Here is an 18,618-nt window from a genome sequence, read left to right on the forward strand (position 1 = left end):
CATTAACCTTGATCCAGCCTCTTTCTGAATGAATAGTTTGGGGCAGAAAATCCAGTAAGGGTATATCACCGATTGCCACTATTACATAGTCTGCATCAAGGTAACTACCATCGCTAAAGTAGATCTTCTTTTCAACCGGGTCATACCTTTCTGTAATCTTCGGCCATATTATCTTTGTACCCTTTGCCTTGGCAATCTCCATTTCTTTACCAAAGGCAGCTGGTTTCTGGATATCAATGGCTGTTACCTCTGATGCACCGTATATATAGGCCTCTGATGCCACATCCATACCTACATTACCAGCACCTATAACAACTACCTTTTTATCTTTAAGATCTGGTTTTTTACCTTCATTAATCTGCCTAAGAAATTCATAGGCAGATATGGTTGCCTCTGAGCCAGGGAATTTAAGAACTCTTGGCTGGTGAGCTCCAACTGCTATTACTACTATGTCATTTTCTCTGTAAAGTTCTTCAAATTTTTCTCTTGTAACCCTTGCATTAAGATATACTTTTATTCCAATGCTTCTGAATCTCTCTATCTCCTTTTCAAGTATCTCATGGGGAAGCCTTTCTCTCGGTATGCAAAGCTCTATCTTTCCTCCGAGTCTGCCCGTTGCCTCATAAAGACTTACCTCATGTCCCTTAAGGCCAAGCTGCCAAGCAACACTCATACCTGCAGGACCACCACCAATTACAGCAATCTTTTTGCCAGTTGAAGGAGCCTTTTGGGGAGCAGGCAGCTCAAGGCTCAGTTTACCAAGTTTATCTATCCTGAGGGGTCTATCATGCCTCTGCCTTGTGCATGCCTCCATGCAGAGATTGGGGCATATCTCTCCGCACACTGTTGCAGGCAGGGGTGAATACTGAAGAACAAGCTCCAGTGCTTCGTTCAGTCTGCCCATCCTTATTAACCTTGTCCTTTTATGAGTTGGTATCTGGGTAGGGCAGGCATATGCACAGGGTGGTGCATATTTCTCATTTGCCCATACAGGTCTGAATCTTCTATCCTTGCCAGTTGTTATGTAGGGAATAACAGACCATCTATCGTGCTCAATGTATTCAGCAAATATTCCATTTTCACCAACCTCTTTTTCCCAGTGATTTTTTCTGAAGTCTGTCATAGAGATCTTGAACCATTTTCTTGTCCTTTTTTCCTGAGGGGTATAGGCAACAAGCTTTTTCCATTCCTCTGGTGAGGCTGTCAGCTCTTCATAATAGGAAAGTCTATCGATTGCCTCCAGAAAGGGTTTCATATTCTCTTTAAGCCAGTTCCAGTCCTGCTCAGTGAGGTCAAGGAGTTTTACATCCCTTTCACTGTAACCCTGTATCGGTCCTCTGAAATAGATTATTCCTCCGACCATTCCCACACAGGGTCTGTAACCAAGTACATTGTCAGGATTCCTTGGATTTACACCGCATACAACCGATATTCCACCTGCCTTGAACTCTGCAAAACTGTCACCCACATCCCTGAAATACCAGGACTGGGGTGGATCAAATCGCGGATTGTGCTTTGTGAGGGTATCACATCTTGCACCACCACTTCCCTGTACATAGAGAATTCCCTGAGCTGCTGCATTGAAAGCACCATTTGTAGCATCTCCAAGCACCGTTATCTTTGCTCCGCAATTAAGCCATCCCACATCATCTGATGCTGAGCCTTTAATAATTATCTCTGTTCCGAACATTCCCATTGAACCTGCCCTCTGACCAACAGGTCCTTCAATAATAACTCTTATTGTCTCACCCCTTGGCCAGAGCCTTCCACCTATTCCGTGCTGACCATCAGCCTTTACATAGAGTGTTCTTGCTCCCTCTCTGACAGCTTCCTGTATGTGCTCTTCAAGTATCCTTGAAGGTACGCGCCTTCCATCTACATTTCCATTAATGACCGCAGTCCTGCTATCTATCCATTCAATTATCCTTGATGGTTCTATCTTAAATTCTACTTCCCTAACATACATAGCTTATCTGTAACCTCTCAGCCATATCTTTATCATCTATGCTTATACCGTCGGACATTCCGATCGGTAACTCTGTGCTTCTTCCCATGGGTGCAAAGATCTTTTTAAGCTCCACCTCTGCTGCTTTGAAGACCTCAACAACCCTTTCAGCAACTTTTTCTGAATCAAGTCTTCTGTATAGCTTCGGATCCTGAGTGGTTATGCCACGAGGGCATTTTCCAGTGTTACAGAGATTACATCTGTTATACTCATCACCAAAACAGTCTGCTGCTGCCTGCATAATATATTTACCTATTGCCACTGCAGAGGCCCCTAACATTATCAGTGCTGCTGTATTTGCTGCAAGATGTCCCTTCTTTCCTATACCTCCAGCAGCAATGAGCGGAAGTTCATTCTGTTTTCCCTGCCTTACAAGGTCGAGATAGCACTCTCTTATATTAGATGCTATTGGATGGCCCATCTTATCCATTGATACATTGTAGGCAGCACCTGTACCTCCATCCTCCCCATCTATAGAGAGTGCTGCTGCATAGGGATTCCTTGCAAGATTGTTTAGAACAGCACGGGCAGTTCTTGTTCCTGATATCTTTGGAAATACAGGAACCCTGAATCCAAAAGCCATTGACATTGACTGGATCATCTTTGCAACTGCCTCTTCAATGGAGTACTTTGTCTGGTGAGTAGGCGGGGATGCAAGATCAACAGCCTCTGGAACACCTCGTATTTTTGCAATAAGTCTGATGACCTTCTGAGCCATGAGTAATCCACCATCGCCTGGCTTTGCTCCCTGACCGTATTTGATTTCTATTCCCGCAGGATCTTCTACCATATAGGGCATAGCATGGATTATCTCATCCCAACCAAAATAACCTGATGCTATCTGCAGAATAAAGTATTTTAGATATCTTGATTTAAGAAGTCTTGGCGGTACACCTCCCTCACCCGTGCACATCACTACTGGAATACCCTCAACCTCATTAAGATAGGCAACTCCCATTGCTAGCCCTTCCCACATTGGTGGTGAGAGTGCTCCTACTGACATTGAACCAATCATAATGGGAAAGATCTCCCTGACTGGAGGGATGAACTTTCCGGAGGTATAATCAATAACAAGTTTTCCATTTTCTGCCTTAAGTGGAAGCTCCTCAGGAGGAAGTATTCTTCCTATGTATGTCCTGACCCTGAACTCATGCCTTCCTGCATCAAGTGCAGGGTCTGTAAGCATTGAGATACGGGTAAATTTAATCCTGTCAAGGGTTGACGGCGCGGGGTCATTTCTCCTTCCACCCCTCCTGTATGGTTCTCCGCCTTTGTTCTTGTAATGATAGAACTTGTGCTGTGGATTAAATTCAGGCTCTATTGCCTCATTAGGACATACTAGTGTACAGGTACCACAGCCAGTGCAGTAGCGTTCCATATCATTTACCTGTTCAACTATGTGAACTACCCTTGTCTTGACCCTGGGAGAGGGCATGCCAACCTCTGATTCCACGATCCTCTGGAGTTTCACTGTAGGCACTATTGCCTTAACAGGGCAGACAGCAGTACACTGACCACAGCGCTTGCACCTGTCATCCCGCCATCTAATAATATAGGGTAAATCTTTCAAAGGAAGTTTATGATTAAAATCTTCTCTTATTCTGATCACACCTGACATAAAATCTCTGCCTCCTCACTGACATATTCACCTTTTAATTGATTCCAGACCATTACCTTCTTAGCACCTGGTGGAATTATTACCATCTCGTACTTCATTGGGAATATGTCCTTTGACCTGTCCCTTTCAGGTATCGCCCTATCAAGACCACACTCCTCAGACATTAGACCGTATTTGCCTGGAACACCTCCAACAACACCTGGCCTTAATTTTTTAGAATCCTGAACCATAAAGCAGGTACCATCGGGAGTAAAGGCTATAACACAATTGGGACCATCAATGCAGAGCGGTCTCAGAGAATATCTGATTAAATTCAGTGCCTCTCTGTCATGCCTTTTCTCTATCTCTGAAGGTTTAAGAGGAGTTATAACATCCTTATAGTAAGTTAGGGGGAAACCAAGCTGTCTGTGAACATAATGGAGTATGTGGGTGAATACCTCGCTGTCACTGTTATAGCCTATGTAGCCAGGAAAACCCCTTGACATAAGAAATTCCCTTATGGGTACAAAGGCTGTATTTTCACCATTTGTCATGGAGCCATAGCCCTGAATGAAAAAGGGATGACAGGCATAAAGATTTATTGAATAATTTGTATTCTGCCTTCCCTGTGCAAATATTATTTTTGCCTTGAGGTCGCTATTTTCAAGACCGAAGAATTCTGCCAGTTCAAGCGGATCTCCTACTTCTTTTAAGGTCAGGACATCAGGATAAAAGGAGAAGACTACAATTGATTCATCAGCCTCACCCATAGCCCTCAGTGCAAGTCTGGTTTTCATAAGAAGATCTTCTTTTTCTTTAAAGGATTTTTCTTTATAAGACTCAGGATAATCATAAACCCTGGCAAAATAATAATCCCTTGGAACTATTCCTCTCACAGGTTTTATCCTCGGTGTCCAGACATATTTGAGTTTAAAACCTAATCTATCCATGTATTCATCAAGGACCTTGATACCCTTTATAGAACATATACCTGATAATATAGGGTAGTCCTTTAGTTCTTCAAACTCCCCTCCCAGGTCCTTTAGCATGAGCCCCATTCCGGAGCCATCATGTCCCTCCTTCATGGTCTCAAGGCTCAGGACATTCTCCATGGGAGAGAAATATTCATCTGAAGTTATGGCTGCTAGCCTGCACATTCTCCTACCTCTAGAGAAAAAAATAGGCAAACGGCAAACGTTTGCCTATTTATATTAAAACAATTTTTACCTAAAAAACAACTACCCCTACAGGGCCTCCTCACCTCTCTGGCCAGTTCTTATTCTTACCGCATCCCTGAGATCGTAGATAAAGACCTTACCGTCTCCTACCTCACCTGTCCTGGCCTTTTCAAGTATTATATTCAGAGCCTTATCCACAAGTTCGTCGTTCAGGACGATCTCTATCTTAAGCTTCGGAAGAAACCTGATCTCATACTCCCTTCCCCTGTATACCTCAACGAATCCTTTCTGTCTTCCAAAGCCTCTGACCTCGGTAACAGTCATACCATGAGTTATTCCTGCTTCTGTCAGCCCCTGAACTACATCATCAAGTTTAAAGGGTTTTATAATTGCTTCAATTTTTTTCATGTCATCCTCCTTTATATGTGTAGATTATAGGCCTTTTCACCGTGTTCGCTTTCGTCAAGGCCTATTAGTTCATCGTCCTTCTGTACCCTTATACCGATTAGGAGCTTAATTAACAGGAATATTATAGAGCTTACAACCGCCACGTATATCATTGTTACAGCCACAGCAATAGCCTGTACAAAAAGCTGATCCGGATTTCCATATAATAGACCTTTACCAGCAGAATTTATTGATGGATCAGCAAATATACCTGTCAGAAGTGCACCAACTGTACCCGCAACTCCATGAATGCCAAAGGCATCAAGAGTATCATCATAACCTAGAAGTGGTTTGACCTTTGCGACTGCCAAGAAGGCCAGAACACCTGAAAGCAAACCAATAATTGTAGCACCGGTTATATTTACAAAACCTGCTGCTGGTGTTATTGCAACAAGGCCTGCTACTGCACCTGAAGCAAGACCAAGTACTGTAGGTCTTTTTGAATAAAGCCATTCAGCAGCCATCCATGAAAGACTTGCCATTGCTGTTGCAGTATTAGTGTTAATAAAAGCTGCTCCTGCAAGGCCGTTGGCAGCAAGGGCAGAGCCAGCATTGAATCCGAACCATCCGAACCAGAGGAGTCCTGCACCTGTGACAACCATTGTTAAATTATGGGGAATGAGCGTTACATCCTTCCTTTTTCCGAGAATAAGTGCACCTACCAGGGCAGCAATACCAGCATTAATATGCACTACTGTTCCACCAGCAAAATCCAGCGCTCCCATCTTTGCAAGAAAACCGCCACCCCATACCCAGTGAGCAACAGGAACATATGACAGGGTAAACCAGAGTATGCAGAACAGTATCCAAGCTGAAAATTTAAGCCTTTCTATCAACGCACCACTTACAAGGGCAACTGTTATTGCAGCAAAGGTCAGCTGAAACATGACAAATACATATTCAGGTATGGTGCCGGAAAGGCTGTCCACTGTAATGCCATTAAGCATTAATTTGACAGGCTTTCCAATGATGCCTAGGATATCCTCTCCAAAGGCAAGGGTGTAGCCGTAAATTACCCAGAGCACACTTGCTATGCAGAACGCAGCAAAGGACATTGCCATTGTATTGAGACTATCCTTTCTTTTGGCAAGACCGCCATAAAAAAGGGCAAGCCCTGGAAGTGTCATCAGCATTACGAAGGCTGAGGCTACTATGAGCCATGAGGTATCACCAGTATCCATCTTTGGTGTATCAGGAGCCTGAGTGATCGCAGTCTGTTCAGGGGTTGTTATTTCTTCTGCAAGGACCGGTGCTGCAAGGGTTAACAGTCCCATCAGAAGAAGGATGCTTACAAGTCTTTTCATTTTTTAAACCTCCAGTATTTGATATTCAGACCTGCTTAAGCAGGTTTTTAAAACTCTTTATTAGTATTGCACATAACTTAAATTAAAAACTTAGTGTTACATTTACACCTGTGACAAAGGTTTCATCAAGGTGACCGTTGGGATTATAGGAATTTCCATCAACAATCCTCTTTGCCTTGCTTGAAAGGGGAAAGAAGTACTGAACAACTGGCTGTACAGTAAGGGAGTCTGCCACAGGTATTGTTAGACCAGCCTTTACCATACCATCGTGAAAGGCTCTGTATTTTTCACCCGTGTATGCGCCAGTGGATGACTCATAGGTATTCCAGTAATCATCTTCTCCTGCGAAGTAAGAGGCAGAGGCGCCGAGGTCAAGGGATATTTTGTTACTTAGTGCAATTGAATGGGCAAGGGTAAGGTTAATGTAGGTTCCTACATATTCATTTATATCACGGTAAATGGTAAGGACTGGTTTCAAAATAGTATCATAGGCAAGGGATATAAAAAACTCTTCTGTCTCGGATGTATATTTTGTATTGTAGTAAATATAACCTCCGGTTAGCGAGAGCTTTCCTAGAGGATAGGTGTAACTCAGTATAAGGTCTACCTCATTGAAGCTCTTCTGGCCTTCTCTGTCAGGTACAAAGGACTGGGTCCTCTTTTCCTCTGTATCTATGTTTCCCCAGTATGTTGCGCTGAATCCCTTGTAGGAAATACTGACAGCAGGTTGCACTACAGCACTTGAGCCTATTTCGTAGCCCCTGAAAATATACCTGTTGTATACACCGATGGATGCACTGCCAGTAACCTTATCCTCACCATAGGATCTGACAGTAAAGATGGAAAGAGTAGCAATCACAAGAATTAATGTTTTAAATATTTTCATTGAGAAACCTCCTCATTTTATTGATGGGTGTAAAACACCCTTCAGATGGCTATTGATAGATAATTATTCACCTCATTTTTCGTCCACCTCCTTTCTTATACGGTATTTTTTTATTTTGTAGGCAATCATTCTTTCAGTTATACCAAGCTTCTTTGCTGCCTTTGCCATGACCCAGTTGCATTCTTTAAGGGCCTTGATTATTTCCTCCTTTTCGATCTCCTGAATCTTGTCTTTCAATGAAGACATCTTTATTTCCCCCTGTTTATTGATTAGCTAAAAATATGCCAGCTCAAATCTGATTGATTTTAAATGGAATTTTACGATGAAGATACTACAATTTTGTAGCTTCCTACAATTTTGTAGGATAGCAGTCTTACAGTGCGGCATTTACTCAGCTTTTGATATGTTATCTTTTATTGAAAAGATAGCATGCCTGGAAAGACAAACCTTTATTTCCTGCATTGCCTTGAGATTGAGTTTTTTGGACTTAGGGACTTCTATTTCTATGATTTTAGACGAACCTGCTGGCTTGAAAAGAACAGTACTGGTCCGGATCTTTGTAAATAATAATATTATTGTTCCCTGGATTAAATTGTCATAAGCGGTACTGTCATCAGTTAGAATCAGTATATCTTCAGGTCTAATACCGGCATAAAAGGCTTCTCCATCTTTTACATTTTCAGTAATTTCTGGCAGAACATTCAGAGATTTATTAAGGTCATGGCAGTAAATACTCTGGTGAGATATTTTTTTTGCTCTGAATAAGTTTCTGATGCCCAGAAATTCTGCAACAGATATGGACGCAGGTCTATTATATACTTCATTAATATTGCCTGTCTGATGAATCTTTCCATTTAACATTATGCTTATACTGTCGGCAAGAAAGAATGCCTCATCAAGGTCGTGAGTGACCAGGAGTACTGTTAAACCGTATATTTTCTGTAAGTCTTTCATTATAAACCATAATTCCTTTCTCATACCTTCATGAAGTGCTGAAAAAGGTTCATCAAGTATCAGATATCTATAACCTGGTGCAAGCGCACGGATAAGAGCAATTCTCTGTTTTTCGCCTCCGCTGAGGCCAGCAGCTTTTCTTTTAAAAAGATTTTTTATGCCAAGCTGTTCTGCGAGTTCCAGAACTGCCTCAGCTCTTTTCTTTTTGTCTTTCACTCTGCCATGTTTGATGCCATAAAATATATTTTCCTCAACAGTCATATGAGGAAAAATTGCAAGATCCTGAGGCACATAAGAAAATTCTCTTTCATGGACAGGGAGACTTGTAATATCCTTGCCATCAAGGAATATCTTACCTCTCATTACCTTTCGAAGTCCGATTAATGCTTCAAGTAATGTGGTTTTACCACATCCCGTTGGTCCTATAAGAGCGTGACATGAACCATTTTGAATATTAATGGATATATCCTCAAGAGAAAATCCTTTAACATTTACCCAAATATCCTTTATTTCAATCATTTGCCACCTTTTTAACAGTCAATATCCTTACTCCATAAAGGGTTCCAAGACCGATAAAAATCAGTATGATTATAAGAATTACCGTTTCCTCAATCTCAGCATTAGATAGTCTCATGAATATGGCTACAGGCAGGGTTTCTGTCTTCATTGCCATGGAGCCGGCAATTGTAATGGTAGCACCAAATTCACCTATAGCCTTAGACCACACAAGGACAGAAGCAGCTAAAATTCCTTTTTTTGTTAATGGAAGTGTTACAGTTAAAAATGCTCTAAAAGGCTTGGCTCCAAGTGAACGAGCCACATCTTCATACCTGATCGGTATCTCATCCATGGCAGCCTTTATCAATCTTACACCCACACCCGCAGTTGTAAAGAACTGGGCAATTACTATACCATTTACAGTAAAGACAAATTGTGTCCAGTTATTCTGAATCCATGTACCGATTGGATTATTGAAGAATATTAGAAGCATGGCACCCAATGCGGCAGGGGAAACAATCATAGGAAGCTCAAGGATTGTATCAATTATATCTCTGCCTCTAAAATTGTATCTTGAAAGGGCATAGGCAGCAGGAAGTGATAAAAAAATAGACAGAGCGGTCGCTACTGTTGCAGCAAAGATACTAAGCCTTATTGAATAAAGTGTTCTCTCAGAGGTAAGTGTATCAATAAATATATCTATTTCATAAAAATAAAAAAGAGAGAGCACAAGCCCCGCATAGAGCGTGAATACTGACAAAGCAAAGATTATTGAAAGTCTCTTGAATGTCACTTCTTGAGCCATTCATCTGGAATAATATACTGTCCGCCTATTGGTTTTTTTTCACCTATCCATGAAAAGGCCTCGTGAGCTGTAATGAAGTAGTTGTATTTTCTGAATACCGCCTTTCCCTCGTTTGATAAAAGGAAATTTATAAATTTCTCCGCAGCAGACCTGTTTTTTGTGAATTTTGATATAGCTATGGGAATGTATCCAATACGCAGGATCTCAGACCTTTTTAATGGTACAGTTTCTATTCTTTCAGGATCCCAGTCTTCAAAAACACTCCAGCCTATCACGGCATCTGCTGCTCCTAAGGAGATTACAGTTGCAGTTTTTTCACAGCTTTCGGTGTAATTTATTAGATTCTTTCTGAATTGATTTTTTTCTTCATGAGTAAAATTTTTTTCTATGATCTCAATTGCATATGCTCCAAGACATACACCCTCAGGGTTTGAAAGAGCTATTTTTAGACCGGGTTTTGTCAAATCCTTGAGTGATCTTATATTTTTTGGATTTCCTTTCCTCACATTTATGGCCGGAACAAGATAAACAACAGGTCTTTCTGACCCAGGAAATATAACATCCTTTTTCCTGGCGATTTCCATATAATCCGATGAACCTGGAAAATAAATGTCTCCCTTTTTATTCAATATCATCTGAGAGAGTAGGAATCCCGAACCCCCAAAGATCAGATTCACTTTTATGCCTGTTTTTTTCTCAAAAATCTTTGCTGCTTCCTCTGTTGGTGGCCTGCTAGCAGAACCTGCAAATACCATAATCTCTTCTGCCTTCGATTCAGGAACTCCTACTAACATACATTCTGAAATCAAATAAAATATGATGAGCATAAATGAAATTCTTTTTTTCAGACTCATGACCTTACTCCTTTACTTATAAATGCCGCAGATACTGCAATTTTTGTCTCTCCGTATTCTGAGCTTCTTAAATTCCATTGATGAAGCATTGAAAAAGAGCATCTCCGAAATTAAAGGTCTTGCAAAGCCGGTGAGGAGCTTGATTGCCTCAATAGCCATAATACATCCGAGCATTCCAGACACAGCACCAAGGACTGGAAAACCGAGTTCCTTCCATTCAGGATCGTCCTCGGGGTAAATACAGTTGAGACAGGGAGTTATACCTCTTAAAACATTAAAAATATATCCATCCATTCCATTCATTGCTGCCTCAATAACGGGAATGTTTTTTCTGATACAGGCATTATTTAAAATCCTCCGTTCATAGAAATTAGGTCTAGCTGATAGAGCGATGTTCACTCCATCAAGGAATTTATCCACATTTTTATCAGATATCCTCTCATCCTCTATTTCTATCTCAACATGGGGATTTATCTCCCTTAAAGTCATCCTGGCCTGTAATACCCTGCTTTTACCTATCCAGCCCTGCCTCATTAGTATCTGTCTGTTCATGTTCGATAAAGTTAGATTTCCATGATGCACTAACACAAGCCTGCCTATTCCTGCAACTGCAAGATACATGGCAGCTGTACCACCAAGACCTCCAATTCCTGCAACAAGAGCTGTTGAATTTTTCAATTTTTCCTGGTGCTCCTTGGTGAAGCCATTGAGCATCAGCTGGCGTCTGTAACGTTCAAGCTCTATTTCATTCAGTAGCTTTTTCATAAAATCTTTTATATAATCATCTCAGAATATTCCTCGCCGATTTTTGCATGGAGAACCTCGAGCTCCATATCTTTATCTTCTGTTAAAGTCCCGCATGCATCAGCTCTGCAATGTCTGCAGTGGGTCATCTGTGAGATATAACTTTTGCATTTATTCCTAGTATTTGAAATATCTTCTCGTGATGGCCTTTTAAGATTTGAGAATTCTGCCTGTGGAATCAATGGAATTATGTTCATTAAACTTGCTCCCCTCAGTCCGGCCAGCCAGGCAATAAGTGGTATTTCAGAGTCATTTATGCCAGGAATTAAAACACTGTTTATTTTAACAATCAGACCGGCCTGAACAGCCTTCCTCAGACCATTCCACTGATTGCAGAGAATGCATTCAGCAGCCTCTCTTCCTTCAAGCCTTTTATTCTTGTAAAGCACCCAGGAATAAATTTTTTCAGCTGTTTCAGGTAGTACAGCATTGATGGTTATGGTAAGGCTCCTTACCCCGTTTATAAGGAGATCTTCCAGTCTTTCTGGTAGATAAAGACCATTTGTTGACAGACACAGTATCAGGTCTGGAAATTCCCTGTGTATTGCCTTTAGTGTGTGAAAGGTACTATCATTTGCCAGGGGATCACCGGGACCTGCAATTCCTATTACGCTTATTTTCTCATTTCTGTTTACAAGTATCCTTACCCTTTCAAGTGCTTCTTCAGGTGAGAGTACCCTGCTCGTAATTCCAGGTCTGGATTCATTAACACAATCATATTTCCTTATACAGTATCTGCACTTAATATTACAGAGAGGTGCAACAGGAAGGTGTATCCTTGCCAGCCTGCTGTGTGCTTCCCGGGTAAAACAGGGATGACTGTTAATAAAATCATTTTTTTTATCTCTTCTTTGAATCTGTAACATATCTACCGCCTCCTTTTTAACTAAGCTTGCAAAAATTATGCCTATATAAAGGCTAAAAAAAGAAGAGGGTAGACTTACTTTTTAACATTTATGTATAAAATTAATACAATTTTGTAAAGATATTCTGTCAATCTTAGGGAGGGAAGATTTGAATTATCCTTGGCCCTGGCTGGATAAATTTACAAAGTTAAATATCAAAAGACATAACGCTTCTTAAGTTTTAAGGATCTGGATAAAAAGCGGAGGAAGAGGCATTAAATAATTGCCTCTTCACCCCTTTCACCGGTCCTTACCCTGAAGGCGTTTTCAACAGGAGATATAAATATTTTACCGTCTCCATGTTTGCCTGTCTGATTTACTTTTATAATTGAATCTACAACACTTCTTACCATAACATCAGGTACCACTATTGTTAACATTCTTTTTGGTACATAGAGCACGACCTTAGGTAATGTATGTTCCAGGGCATAAGTTGAGGGTGTTGGTTTCAGTTTCACACCAGTAAAAAAACTTTCCGGCATCTCCGGATCAACTGCATCGGCCTCTGACATCATCTCACCTCTCTTTATGACTCCTCTCTGTTTTCCCCGGCCTTCCACACTCTGGATGGTCATAGAGGGTAAGCCAAGCTCTTCCAGTGCTCTTTTCGTTTCCTGTAGTTTGTCTCGTCTTATAATTGCTATTATTTCTTTCATAATTCTGCCTCCCCGGTTCTTACAGTATAGGCAGCCTCTACAGGGCTAACAAATATCTTGCCGTCTCCTATAAATCCAGTTCTTGCCTTGTCTTTAATTATCTGGACAACCTTTTCCACATTTTCATCTTCAACTACCATCATTATAAGTGTTTTTGGAAGTTCATCATAGTGAACAGGTCCTACCTGAAGACCCTTTTGTTTACCTCTGCCAAAAACCGGCATCTTTGTAAGAGATGGAAAACCGGCACCTTCAAGTGCTAGCACCACCTCCTGCTCCTTTTCTGGTCTTATGAATGCTCTGATCATCTTCATAATCTTCCTCCTTTTAAAGAAATTATTGCTCCTTAAGAGCCTTTTTTAGCCAGGGTGGCGGCGATTTCTTTATACTTTCTAAAAGTTTTTCTATTGTTTCCTTTATGGTAGCTGAATCCTTTATTTTCACAGGCATTATGCCCTTATTTATCAACCTTGCTGCAGATGGTGGACCTATTTCGGAAAAATATATGATCTTGCAATCCTTCAGCCTTTCAATTTTTGCTTCAACCCTATTACTGTGTATTTCTCCCATTCCTTTTGATTCTTCAATGTAACTGTCCCTTCCTTCAGAAAATTTTCTCATCTCAACAAAGGTATAACCATCCTCCCTCAGTTCATAAATTGCAAACATCCCAGCCCTTCCGAAATGTTCATTCACATAAATTCCATCTGTTGTTGCAAAGGCTACTTTCATTTATGTACCTCCCTTATAAATATGTTTGCCAGATCGTTTATTATGGATAATGCTCCTCTGTATCCTATAGTCAGCTTATGAGTGTTTCCAAGTGATTTATAAACAGGGAATCCCATCTCGTACAGAGGAATGCCAAGCTCTTTAGCTTTTTCCTCTGCATGGGAATTTGATATTATTAGATCAAACTCTCCTTTGATATCAAAGATGCTTCCGATCAGTACTCTTTTTGTCTTAATCCTTTCAGCACAGGAAAGATTCGATGGAATTACAGTAAGCTCTACTTCAAGACCTGCTTCATCAAGTAATTCTGATATATGTAGAGTAGAGTCAGATTCAAGAGCAAGGCACACCTTCTTACCAGCAAGATAAAAGTGCCCATCCCTCATTGCATCTATCAGAATCCTTTTCTGCCGTTCGTATTTATGCGGGATTTCCTTTCCGCTAATTACTGAAAGCGTCTTTAAGAAAAGATTAAAATCCTTCATACTCATAAGACTTTCAAAAACCATGTATTCAATGTTAAATTTTTCTTTTAGTATCCTTGCGGCAGGCTCTAAACTTGCTCCTATTACAATAGTGAATTCGGAATCACCCATAGTCCTTATCTGATCAATTCTAGTACCACCAGTAGCAAGGCTCGAAAAACCTTCCCTGCTTCCATCAAGTGCTGAAAGGTCAGGCAGTATTACAGGTTCAAGTCCGAAGGATTCAATGATGTCCCTTAATTCGGTATAGTCCAGTGGTGTGAGATGCAAACCTCCCAGTACATTGATCTGACCTCTCTTAGTCCTTCCACCTGAAGATGCCAGGCTTACCATGCTTTCTACTGCCTTTGCATAACCGGTCTCAAGTCCTCCCTCATAGTCAGGTGTTGATAGATAAATTATCTCACTATCATTTTTGACCATTTTTAATTTTTTTATTGAGCTTAATATGTCTTCGCCCTTTACATCAGTAAGAGCTGATGTTAATATAGCAACAAGATCCGGGCTGTTCTTTTCAAGTATCTTTTTTAATGTTCCGATTAACTTTTCTTCGCTGTCCATCACAACATCTTCTACAAAAAGTTTTGTGCTTACAAGTGAGACAGGCTCCTTAAAATGTTTTGTTAGAAGAACCTTTGCCAGAAAGGTGCATCCCTGGGCACCGTGAATCACCGGTAAGGCTCTGTCTATCCCTTGAAGAGCCATTACCGCACCTAAGGACTGGGAATGCTTGAGTGGATTGATATCTACTTTCTTTTCAGGGTTTTCAATTACAGTATTCCTTATCTTTGTCTTTCTGCTGTAAAAAGATAAAGAATTACTTATTGAGTCAGCCAGATTAACCAGTCCTCTGTATCCTGCATATGCTCTGTGCCTTTCCTGATTTACATCAACAAAGGGAAAACCTTCTTTTATGGCAAGATACTGATTGCGTCCGCCTGCAATAAGCATGTCAGCTCCTCTTTCCCTCATTATCTTTACGAGGTTCGAGGGTGTGACATCTTCAATAAGAATTGACTGATCCTGAAGGATGTTTTTCATCTTTTCTTCGTCTTCAAAGGTGCTCTTTTTTGTTCCAACGGCAACAACATTAATGCCGAGATCCATGAGAGCTGATATAAAGGACCAGCTCTTCACACCGCCTGTATAGAGAACAGCCTTTTTGCCTTTAAGATTGCTGTATTGACTTAGTTTTTCCTCAAGAGCTCTTTCTTCCCTCAATATGATCTTTTCTACTCTATCCTCAATTTTTAATTCTCTGGCTATGAGCCTCAATGCCCTTGACATTTCTGTCTTGCCAAAGAAGGATACTTCCACATAGGGTATGCCATATCTCTTTTCCATCTCCCGGGCAACATTTATCAATGCCCGGCTGCATACCAGAACATTGAGCCTTGCCCTGTGTGCATATGTTATCTCTTTAAATGTGGAATCACCTGTTATTCTTGAAAGAATCCTTATACCAGCTTCCCTCAGGATCGGTTCCACATACCAGAGGTCTCCGGCTATGTTATACTCGCCAATTAGATTTATATCAAGATCAGTTGTAAAATCCGGTTCACCCGTGCCTATTACATGGTCGAGGAGGACATCCCCGGCAATTCTGTTGCCGAGATTCTTTGGTCCAAGAAAACCCGGAGCATTTACCGGTATGACCCTTATACCTGTGTCCGTCTCAGCCTTTTTACAGACAGCCTCAATATTTTCTCCTATAAGGCCGCTCACACAGGTGCTGTAAACAAATATTGCATTTGGTCTCAATTCTTTGAATACATCCAATATCGCATTATATAGTTTTTCATCTGAACCGAATACAATATCCAGCTCTGCCATGTCTGTGGTAAAGCCCATTTTGTGGAATCTTGCCTTTGTAGATAAAGTACCTCTTCCTTCCCAGGAATTTGAACAGCATCCGATAGGACCATGTATGATATGGGCACTGTCAGCTATGGGTTGCAGTACTATCAAAGCACCATCAAAGGCGCAGGACTCTCCACCCCTGGTCCTGCAGACCTTTTCTCTTTTCTCTCTTTTACATTCACTTTCAATAAATCTGTCTATAGCCTTAAGCATCTTCTTCCTACCTTATTACGTCAAAGCTTGTTGTATTTATAGTCTTTCTATCCATCTCATCAAGAACTGTGTTGACTATCCAGTTAAGTAAGTTTATTGCACCCTTATATCCAATAATAGGGTATCTGTGAAGATGATGTCTGTCAAAGATCGGAAAACCGATTCTTATCAGAGGAGTCCCTGTATCCCTCCATAAAAACTTTGCATAGGAGTTTCCTATAAGAAAATCGACAGGCTCCAGAAAGAGTAAGGATCTCAGATGCCACATGTCCTTGCCAGCATGGACCTTGCCTTCTCTTCCAAAGGGAGACTCGCTGAGGACTCTGTAGGCTTCGTCCTCAAAATCCTTATCACCATTCGTGCAGAGTATATGCACAGGTATGCCTCCCATTTCCATCAGAAAACTGATCAGTCCTAGTAATAGATCAGGATCTCCCACAAGGGCAAATCTCTTGCCGTATATGTACTGATATGAGTCTACCATGGCATCAATAGCCCTGCCTCTTTCATCTTCTATCTCCTGAGGTATGGATTTACCTGTAACGTGAGATACCAGTTCAAGAAATCTATCCGTATTTTTTATTCCGATGGGTGCTGGTATCGCCTGAAATTCCTGATTCCAAACCTCTCTTATGAATTCCCCTGTTTTTTGTGTAGAAAATTTCTGTAATGCAATTGTTTGAATTGAGTTTATAGAATCAGCTGCATCTTTTAGGGAAGTTCCACCTGGATACATTCTGTATTCACCTGTATTAGGTGAATCAAGAACATCGCCTACATCAGCAAGCACTGTATGTTCTACATTCATCAGTGTGAGTAACCTCTTTATTTCTCTGTAATTACCAGTATAGGTATCAAAGCCAGGAATGATATTTATTTTCTTATTAGGGTTTCTCTTGACACCCTCGGTAAGATAACTAAGTATTCCTTTCATCATATTGTCATAACCGTTTATATGGGAGCCAACAAAACTGGGTGTATGGGCAAAGGGTACTGGCAGATCAGCAGGAATAACACCTTGATCTTTTGCCTTTTTTATAAAGGCATTCAGATCATCACCGATTACCTCTGCCATGCAGGTGGTTGAGACTGCTATCATCTTTGGTTTATAAATCCTGTAGGCATTCTCTAGACCCTCTATCATGTTATTCAGGCCACCAAAAACAGCTGCATCCTCTGTCATGGATGTTGATACTGCAGCTACAGGTTCCTTGAAGTGTCTGCTAAAATGGCTTCTGAAATAGGCAACACATCCCTGTGAGCCATGGACGAATGGCAGCGTGCCTTCAAATCCGAGTGCGCAGAGAACAGCTCCAAGAGGCTGACAGGCTTTCGCAGGATTGATTGTAAGAGCCTCACGAGCAAAATTTTTATCTTTATACTCCTCTGTTTTAGTCCATTCAAGTACTCTCTCTACTTCCTGATCTGGAGAGGGCTTTTCGAACTCACGCTTCCTTACAAACTGTTCAGTGTACTCCTGATTTTTAAAAAGTTCTATGTGATCTATTATTCTTAATTTCTTCATCTCCTCCTCCTTATCAAGTTCCATACAGGGCTGTTAATAGCCATATCCATATCTCTGGCAAATACTGGAAATCCATCAAAACCGTGATAGGGCCCTGAGTAATCCCAGGAATGCATCTGCCTGAATGGCATACCCATCTTGTGGTAAGTGTATTTTTCCTTTATCCCTGAGCCTATAAGATCTGGTTTTAATCTTTTTGAGAACTCCTCCAGCTCATAGGGAGTTGCATCATCGTATATTAGGGCTCCCTCTTTCAGTTCAGGATATGTTCTTTTATAATCATCGCTATGACCAAATTCATAACCTGTTGCAATTACCTCCATCCCAAGATCTTCATAGGCGCCAATGACGTGCCTAGGTCTCAGCCCACCCACGTATAACATTACTGTCTTTCCTTCAAGCCTCGGCCTGTATTCCTCAATAACCCTGTCCATCAGTGGCTTGTACTTTGCTATTAGTGCCTCTGCTTTTTCTTTTATATAGTCGTCAAAATAAGAGGCTATTTTTCTGATACTTTCATAAATCTTTGTAGGTCCAAAAAAGTTGTATTCTACCCAGGGGATTCCATATGTCTCTTCCATGTGTCTGCATATGTAGTTCATGGATCGGTAGCAATGTATTAAATTGAGTTTTGCTTTACTTGCAATTTTCAGCTCATTGATTGTTGCATCACCCGACCACTGAGCAATCACCCTCAGGCCCATCTCTTCCAGAATCTTTCTGGATGCCCAGGCATCACCGCCAATGTTATAGTCACCTATCAGGTTTACATCATAGGGAGTTGATTTATCTAAATCCCCTTTGTCTAGGACATAGTCTTTAATACTGTCATTTGCTATATGGTGTCCGAGAGACTGACTCACACCCCTGAAGCCTTCACACCTGACAGGCACTACAGGTACTGTCTCTT

General features: G+C 41.0%; 18 protein-coding genes. All 18 read right to left on the minus strand.

Annotated elements, in window-relative coordinates; genetic code table 11:
• Nucleotides 1–1,966 (minus strand): FAD-dependent oxidoreductase (locus N2257_07425; protein ID MCX7794214.1); only part of this gene is annotated, 1,966 nt, incomplete at its 3' end.
• Nucleotides 1,956–3,623 (minus strand): glutamate synthase-related protein, encoded by a 1,668-nt coding sequence (locus tag N2257_07430; protein MCX7794215.1) that lies wholly within the window; start codon nucleotides 3,621–3,623, stop codon nucleotides 1,956–1,958. The genes N2257_07430 and N2257_07425, both read right to left, overlap by 11 nt.
• Nucleotides 3,611–4,759 carry a glutamate synthase gene (locus N2257_07435; protein ID MCX7794216.1) on the minus strand — a complete coding sequence of 383 codons (1,149 nt, stop codon included), beginning with the start codon at nucleotides 4,757–4,759 and terminating at the stop codon, nucleotides 3,611–3,613. The genes N2257_07430 and N2257_07435 overlap by 13 nt, the downstream gene beginning before the upstream one ends.
• 87 nt (nucleotides 4,760–4,846) lie before the next feature.
• Entirely contained in the window at nucleotides 4,847–5,188 is a 342-nt protein-coding gene (locus tag N2257_07440) for a P-II family nitrogen regulator (GenBank protein ID MCX7794217.1), read from the minus strand.
• 11 nt (nucleotides 5,189–5,199) lie between these two features.
• Nucleotides 5,200–6,531 carry an ammonium transporter gene (locus N2257_07445; GenBank protein ID MCX7794218.1) on the minus strand — a complete coding sequence of 444 codons (1,332 nt, stop codon included), beginning with the start codon at nucleotides 6,529–6,531 and terminating at the stop codon, nucleotides 5,200–5,202.
• Nucleotides 6,532–6,613: 82 nt separating this feature from the next.
• Nucleotides 6,614–7,417, minus strand: coding sequence for a hypothetical protein (locus N2257_07450; GenBank protein MCX7794219.1), 804 nt, complete (start codon nucleotides 7,415–7,417; stop codon nucleotides 6,614–6,616).
• A 72-nt stretch (nucleotides 7,418–7,489) separates the two neighbouring features.
• Nucleotides 7,490–7,663 carry a hypothetical protein gene (locus tag N2257_07455; GenBank protein MCX7794220.1) on the minus strand — a complete coding sequence of 58 codons (174 nt, stop codon included), beginning with the start codon at nucleotides 7,661–7,663 and terminating at the stop codon, nucleotides 7,490–7,492.
• A 141-nt stretch (nucleotides 7,664–7,804) separates the two neighbouring features.
• The gene (locus tag N2257_07460) at nucleotides 7,805–8,890 is read right to left on the minus strand and encodes an ABC transporter ATP-binding protein (protein ID MCX7794221.1); all 1,086 of its coding nucleotides are present in this window, start codon (nucleotides 8,888–8,890) and stop codon (nucleotides 7,805–7,807) included.
• On the minus strand, nucleotides 8,883–9,674 hold the full coding sequence (locus N2257_07465; GenBank protein ID MCX7794222.1) for an ABC transporter permease subunit: 792 nt from the start codon (nucleotides 9,672–9,674) through the stop codon (nucleotides 8,883–8,885). The genes N2257_07460 and N2257_07465 overlap by 8 nt, the downstream gene beginning before the upstream one ends.
• The gene (modA, locus tag N2257_07470) at nucleotides 9,659–10,468 is read right to left on the minus strand and encodes a molybdate ABC transporter substrate-binding protein (GenBank protein ID MCX7794223.1); all 810 of its coding nucleotides are present in this window, start codon (nucleotides 10,466–10,468) and stop codon (nucleotides 9,659–9,661) included. Before modA ends, N2257_07465 begins: the two co-directional genes overlap by 16 nt.
• 72 nt (nucleotides 10,469–10,540) lie before the next feature.
• The gene (locus tag N2257_07475) at nucleotides 10,541–11,293 is read right to left on the minus strand and encodes a HesA/MoeB/ThiF family protein (GenBank protein ID MCX7794224.1); all 753 of its coding nucleotides are present in this window, start codon (nucleotides 11,291–11,293) and stop codon (nucleotides 10,541–10,543) included.
• A gap of 8 nt (nucleotides 11,294–11,301) precedes the next feature.
• Nucleotides 11,302–12,198, minus strand: coding sequence for a radical SAM protein (locus N2257_07480; protein MCX7794225.1), 897 nt, complete (start codon nucleotides 12,196–12,198; stop codon nucleotides 11,302–11,304).
• A 254-nt stretch (nucleotides 12,199–12,452) separates the two neighbouring features.
• Nucleotides 12,453–12,893, minus strand: a complete 441-nt coding sequence (locus N2257_07485) for a P-II family nitrogen regulator (GenBank protein MCX7794226.1) — start codon at nucleotides 12,891–12,893, stop codon at nucleotides 12,453–12,455.
• Complete coding sequence (locus N2257_07490) at nucleotides 12,890–13,207, minus strand: P-II family nitrogen regulator (protein MCX7794227.1); 318 nt, start codon at nucleotides 13,205–13,207, stop codon at nucleotides 12,890–12,892. The genes N2257_07485 and N2257_07490 overlap by 4 nt, the downstream gene beginning before the upstream one ends.
• A gap of 22 nt (nucleotides 13,208–13,229) precedes the next feature.
• Nucleotides 13,230–13,625 (minus strand): nitrogen fixation protein NifX, encoded by a 396-nt coding sequence (nifX, locus tag N2257_07495; protein ID MCX7794228.1) that lies wholly within the window; start codon nucleotides 13,623–13,625, stop codon nucleotides 13,230–13,232.
• Nucleotides 13,622–16,183 (minus strand): nitrogenase iron-molybdenum cofactor biosynthesis protein NifE, encoded by a 2,562-nt coding sequence (gene nifE / locus N2257_07500; protein MCX7794229.1) that lies wholly within the window; start codon nucleotides 16,181–16,183, stop codon nucleotides 13,622–13,624. Before nifE ends, nifX begins: the two co-directional genes overlap by 4 nt.
• A gap of 7 nt (nucleotides 16,184–16,190) precedes the next feature.
• A complete protein-coding gene (gene nifK, locus N2257_07505; GenBank protein ID MCX7794230.1) occupies nucleotides 16,191–17,708 on the minus strand; it encodes a nitrogenase molybdenum-iron protein subunit beta in 1,518 nt (505 codons plus the stop codon).
• The coding region (locus N2257_07510; GenBank protein MCX7794231.1) for a nitrogenase molybdenum-iron protein alpha chain at nucleotides 17,705–18,618 on the minus strand (914 nt) is incomplete at its 5' end. The genes N2257_07510 and nifK, both read right to left, overlap by 4 nt.

Source organism: Thermodesulfovibrionales bacterium (assembly GCA_026417875.1).
In the GTDB taxonomy this organism is placed as follows: Bacteria; Nitrospirota; Thermodesulfovibrionia; order Thermodesulfovibrionales; family CALJEL01; genus CALJEL01.

Bases quoted from the DNA above. Each gene is read 5' to 3' on its own strand.
- N2257_07430 (MCX7794215.1), bottom strand. From the start codon at position 3,623: ATGTCAGGTGTGATCAGAATAAGAGAAGATTTTAATCATAAACTTCCT.
- N2257_07490 (MCX7794227.1), bottom strand. From the start codon at position 13,207: ATGAAGATGATCAGAGCATTCATAAGACCAGAAAAGGAGCAGGAGGTG.
- N2257_07475 (MCX7794224.1), bottom strand. From the start codon at position 11,293: ATGAAAAAGCTACTGAATGAAATAGAGCTTGAACGTTACAGACGCCAG.
- nifX (MCX7794228.1), bottom strand. From the start codon at position 13,625: ATGAAAGTAGCCTTTGCAACAACAGATGGAATTTATGTGAATGAACAT.
- N2257_07445 (MCX7794218.1), bottom strand. From the start codon at position 6,531: ATGAAAAGACTTGTAAGCATCCTTCTTCTGATGGGACTGTTAACCCTT.
- N2257_07435 (MCX7794216.1), bottom strand. From the start codon at position 4,759: ATGTGCAGGCTAGCAGCCATAACTTCAGATGAATATTTCTCTCCCATG.
- N2257_07440 (MCX7794217.1), bottom strand. From the start codon at position 5,188: ATGAAAAAAATTGAAGCAATTATAAAACCCTTTAAACTTGATGATGTA.
- N2257_07480 (MCX7794225.1), bottom strand. From the start codon at position 12,198: ATGTTACAGATTCAAAGAAGAGATAAAAAAAATGATTTTATTAACAGT.
- modA (MCX7794223.1), bottom strand. From the start codon at position 10,468: ATGTTAGTAGGAGTTCCTGAATCGAAGGCAGAAGAGATTATGGTATTT.
- nifK (MCX7794230.1), bottom strand. From the start codon at position 17,708: ATGAAGAAATTAAGAATAATAGATCACATAGAACTTTTTAAAAATCAG.
- N2257_07485 (MCX7794226.1), bottom strand. From the start codon at position 12,893: ATGAAAGAAATAATAGCAATTATAAGACGAGACAAACTACAGGAAACG.
- nifE (MCX7794229.1), bottom strand. From the start codon at position 16,183: ATGCTTAAGGCTATAGACAGATTTATTGAAAGTGAATGTAAAAGAGAG.
- N2257_07460 (MCX7794221.1), bottom strand. From the start codon at position 8,890: ATGATTGAAATAAAGGATATTTGGGTAAATGTTAAAGGATTTTCTCTT.
- N2257_07450 (MCX7794219.1), bottom strand. From the start codon at position 7,417: ATGAAAATATTTAAAACATTAATTCTTGTGATTGCTACTCTTTCCATC.
- N2257_07465 (MCX7794222.1), bottom strand. From the start codon at position 9,674: ATGGCTCAAGAAGTGACATTCAAGAGACTTTCAATAATCTTTGCTTTG.
- N2257_07455 (MCX7794220.1), bottom strand. From the start codon at position 7,663: ATGTCTTCATTGAAAGACAAGATTCAGGAGATCGAAAAGGAGGAAATA.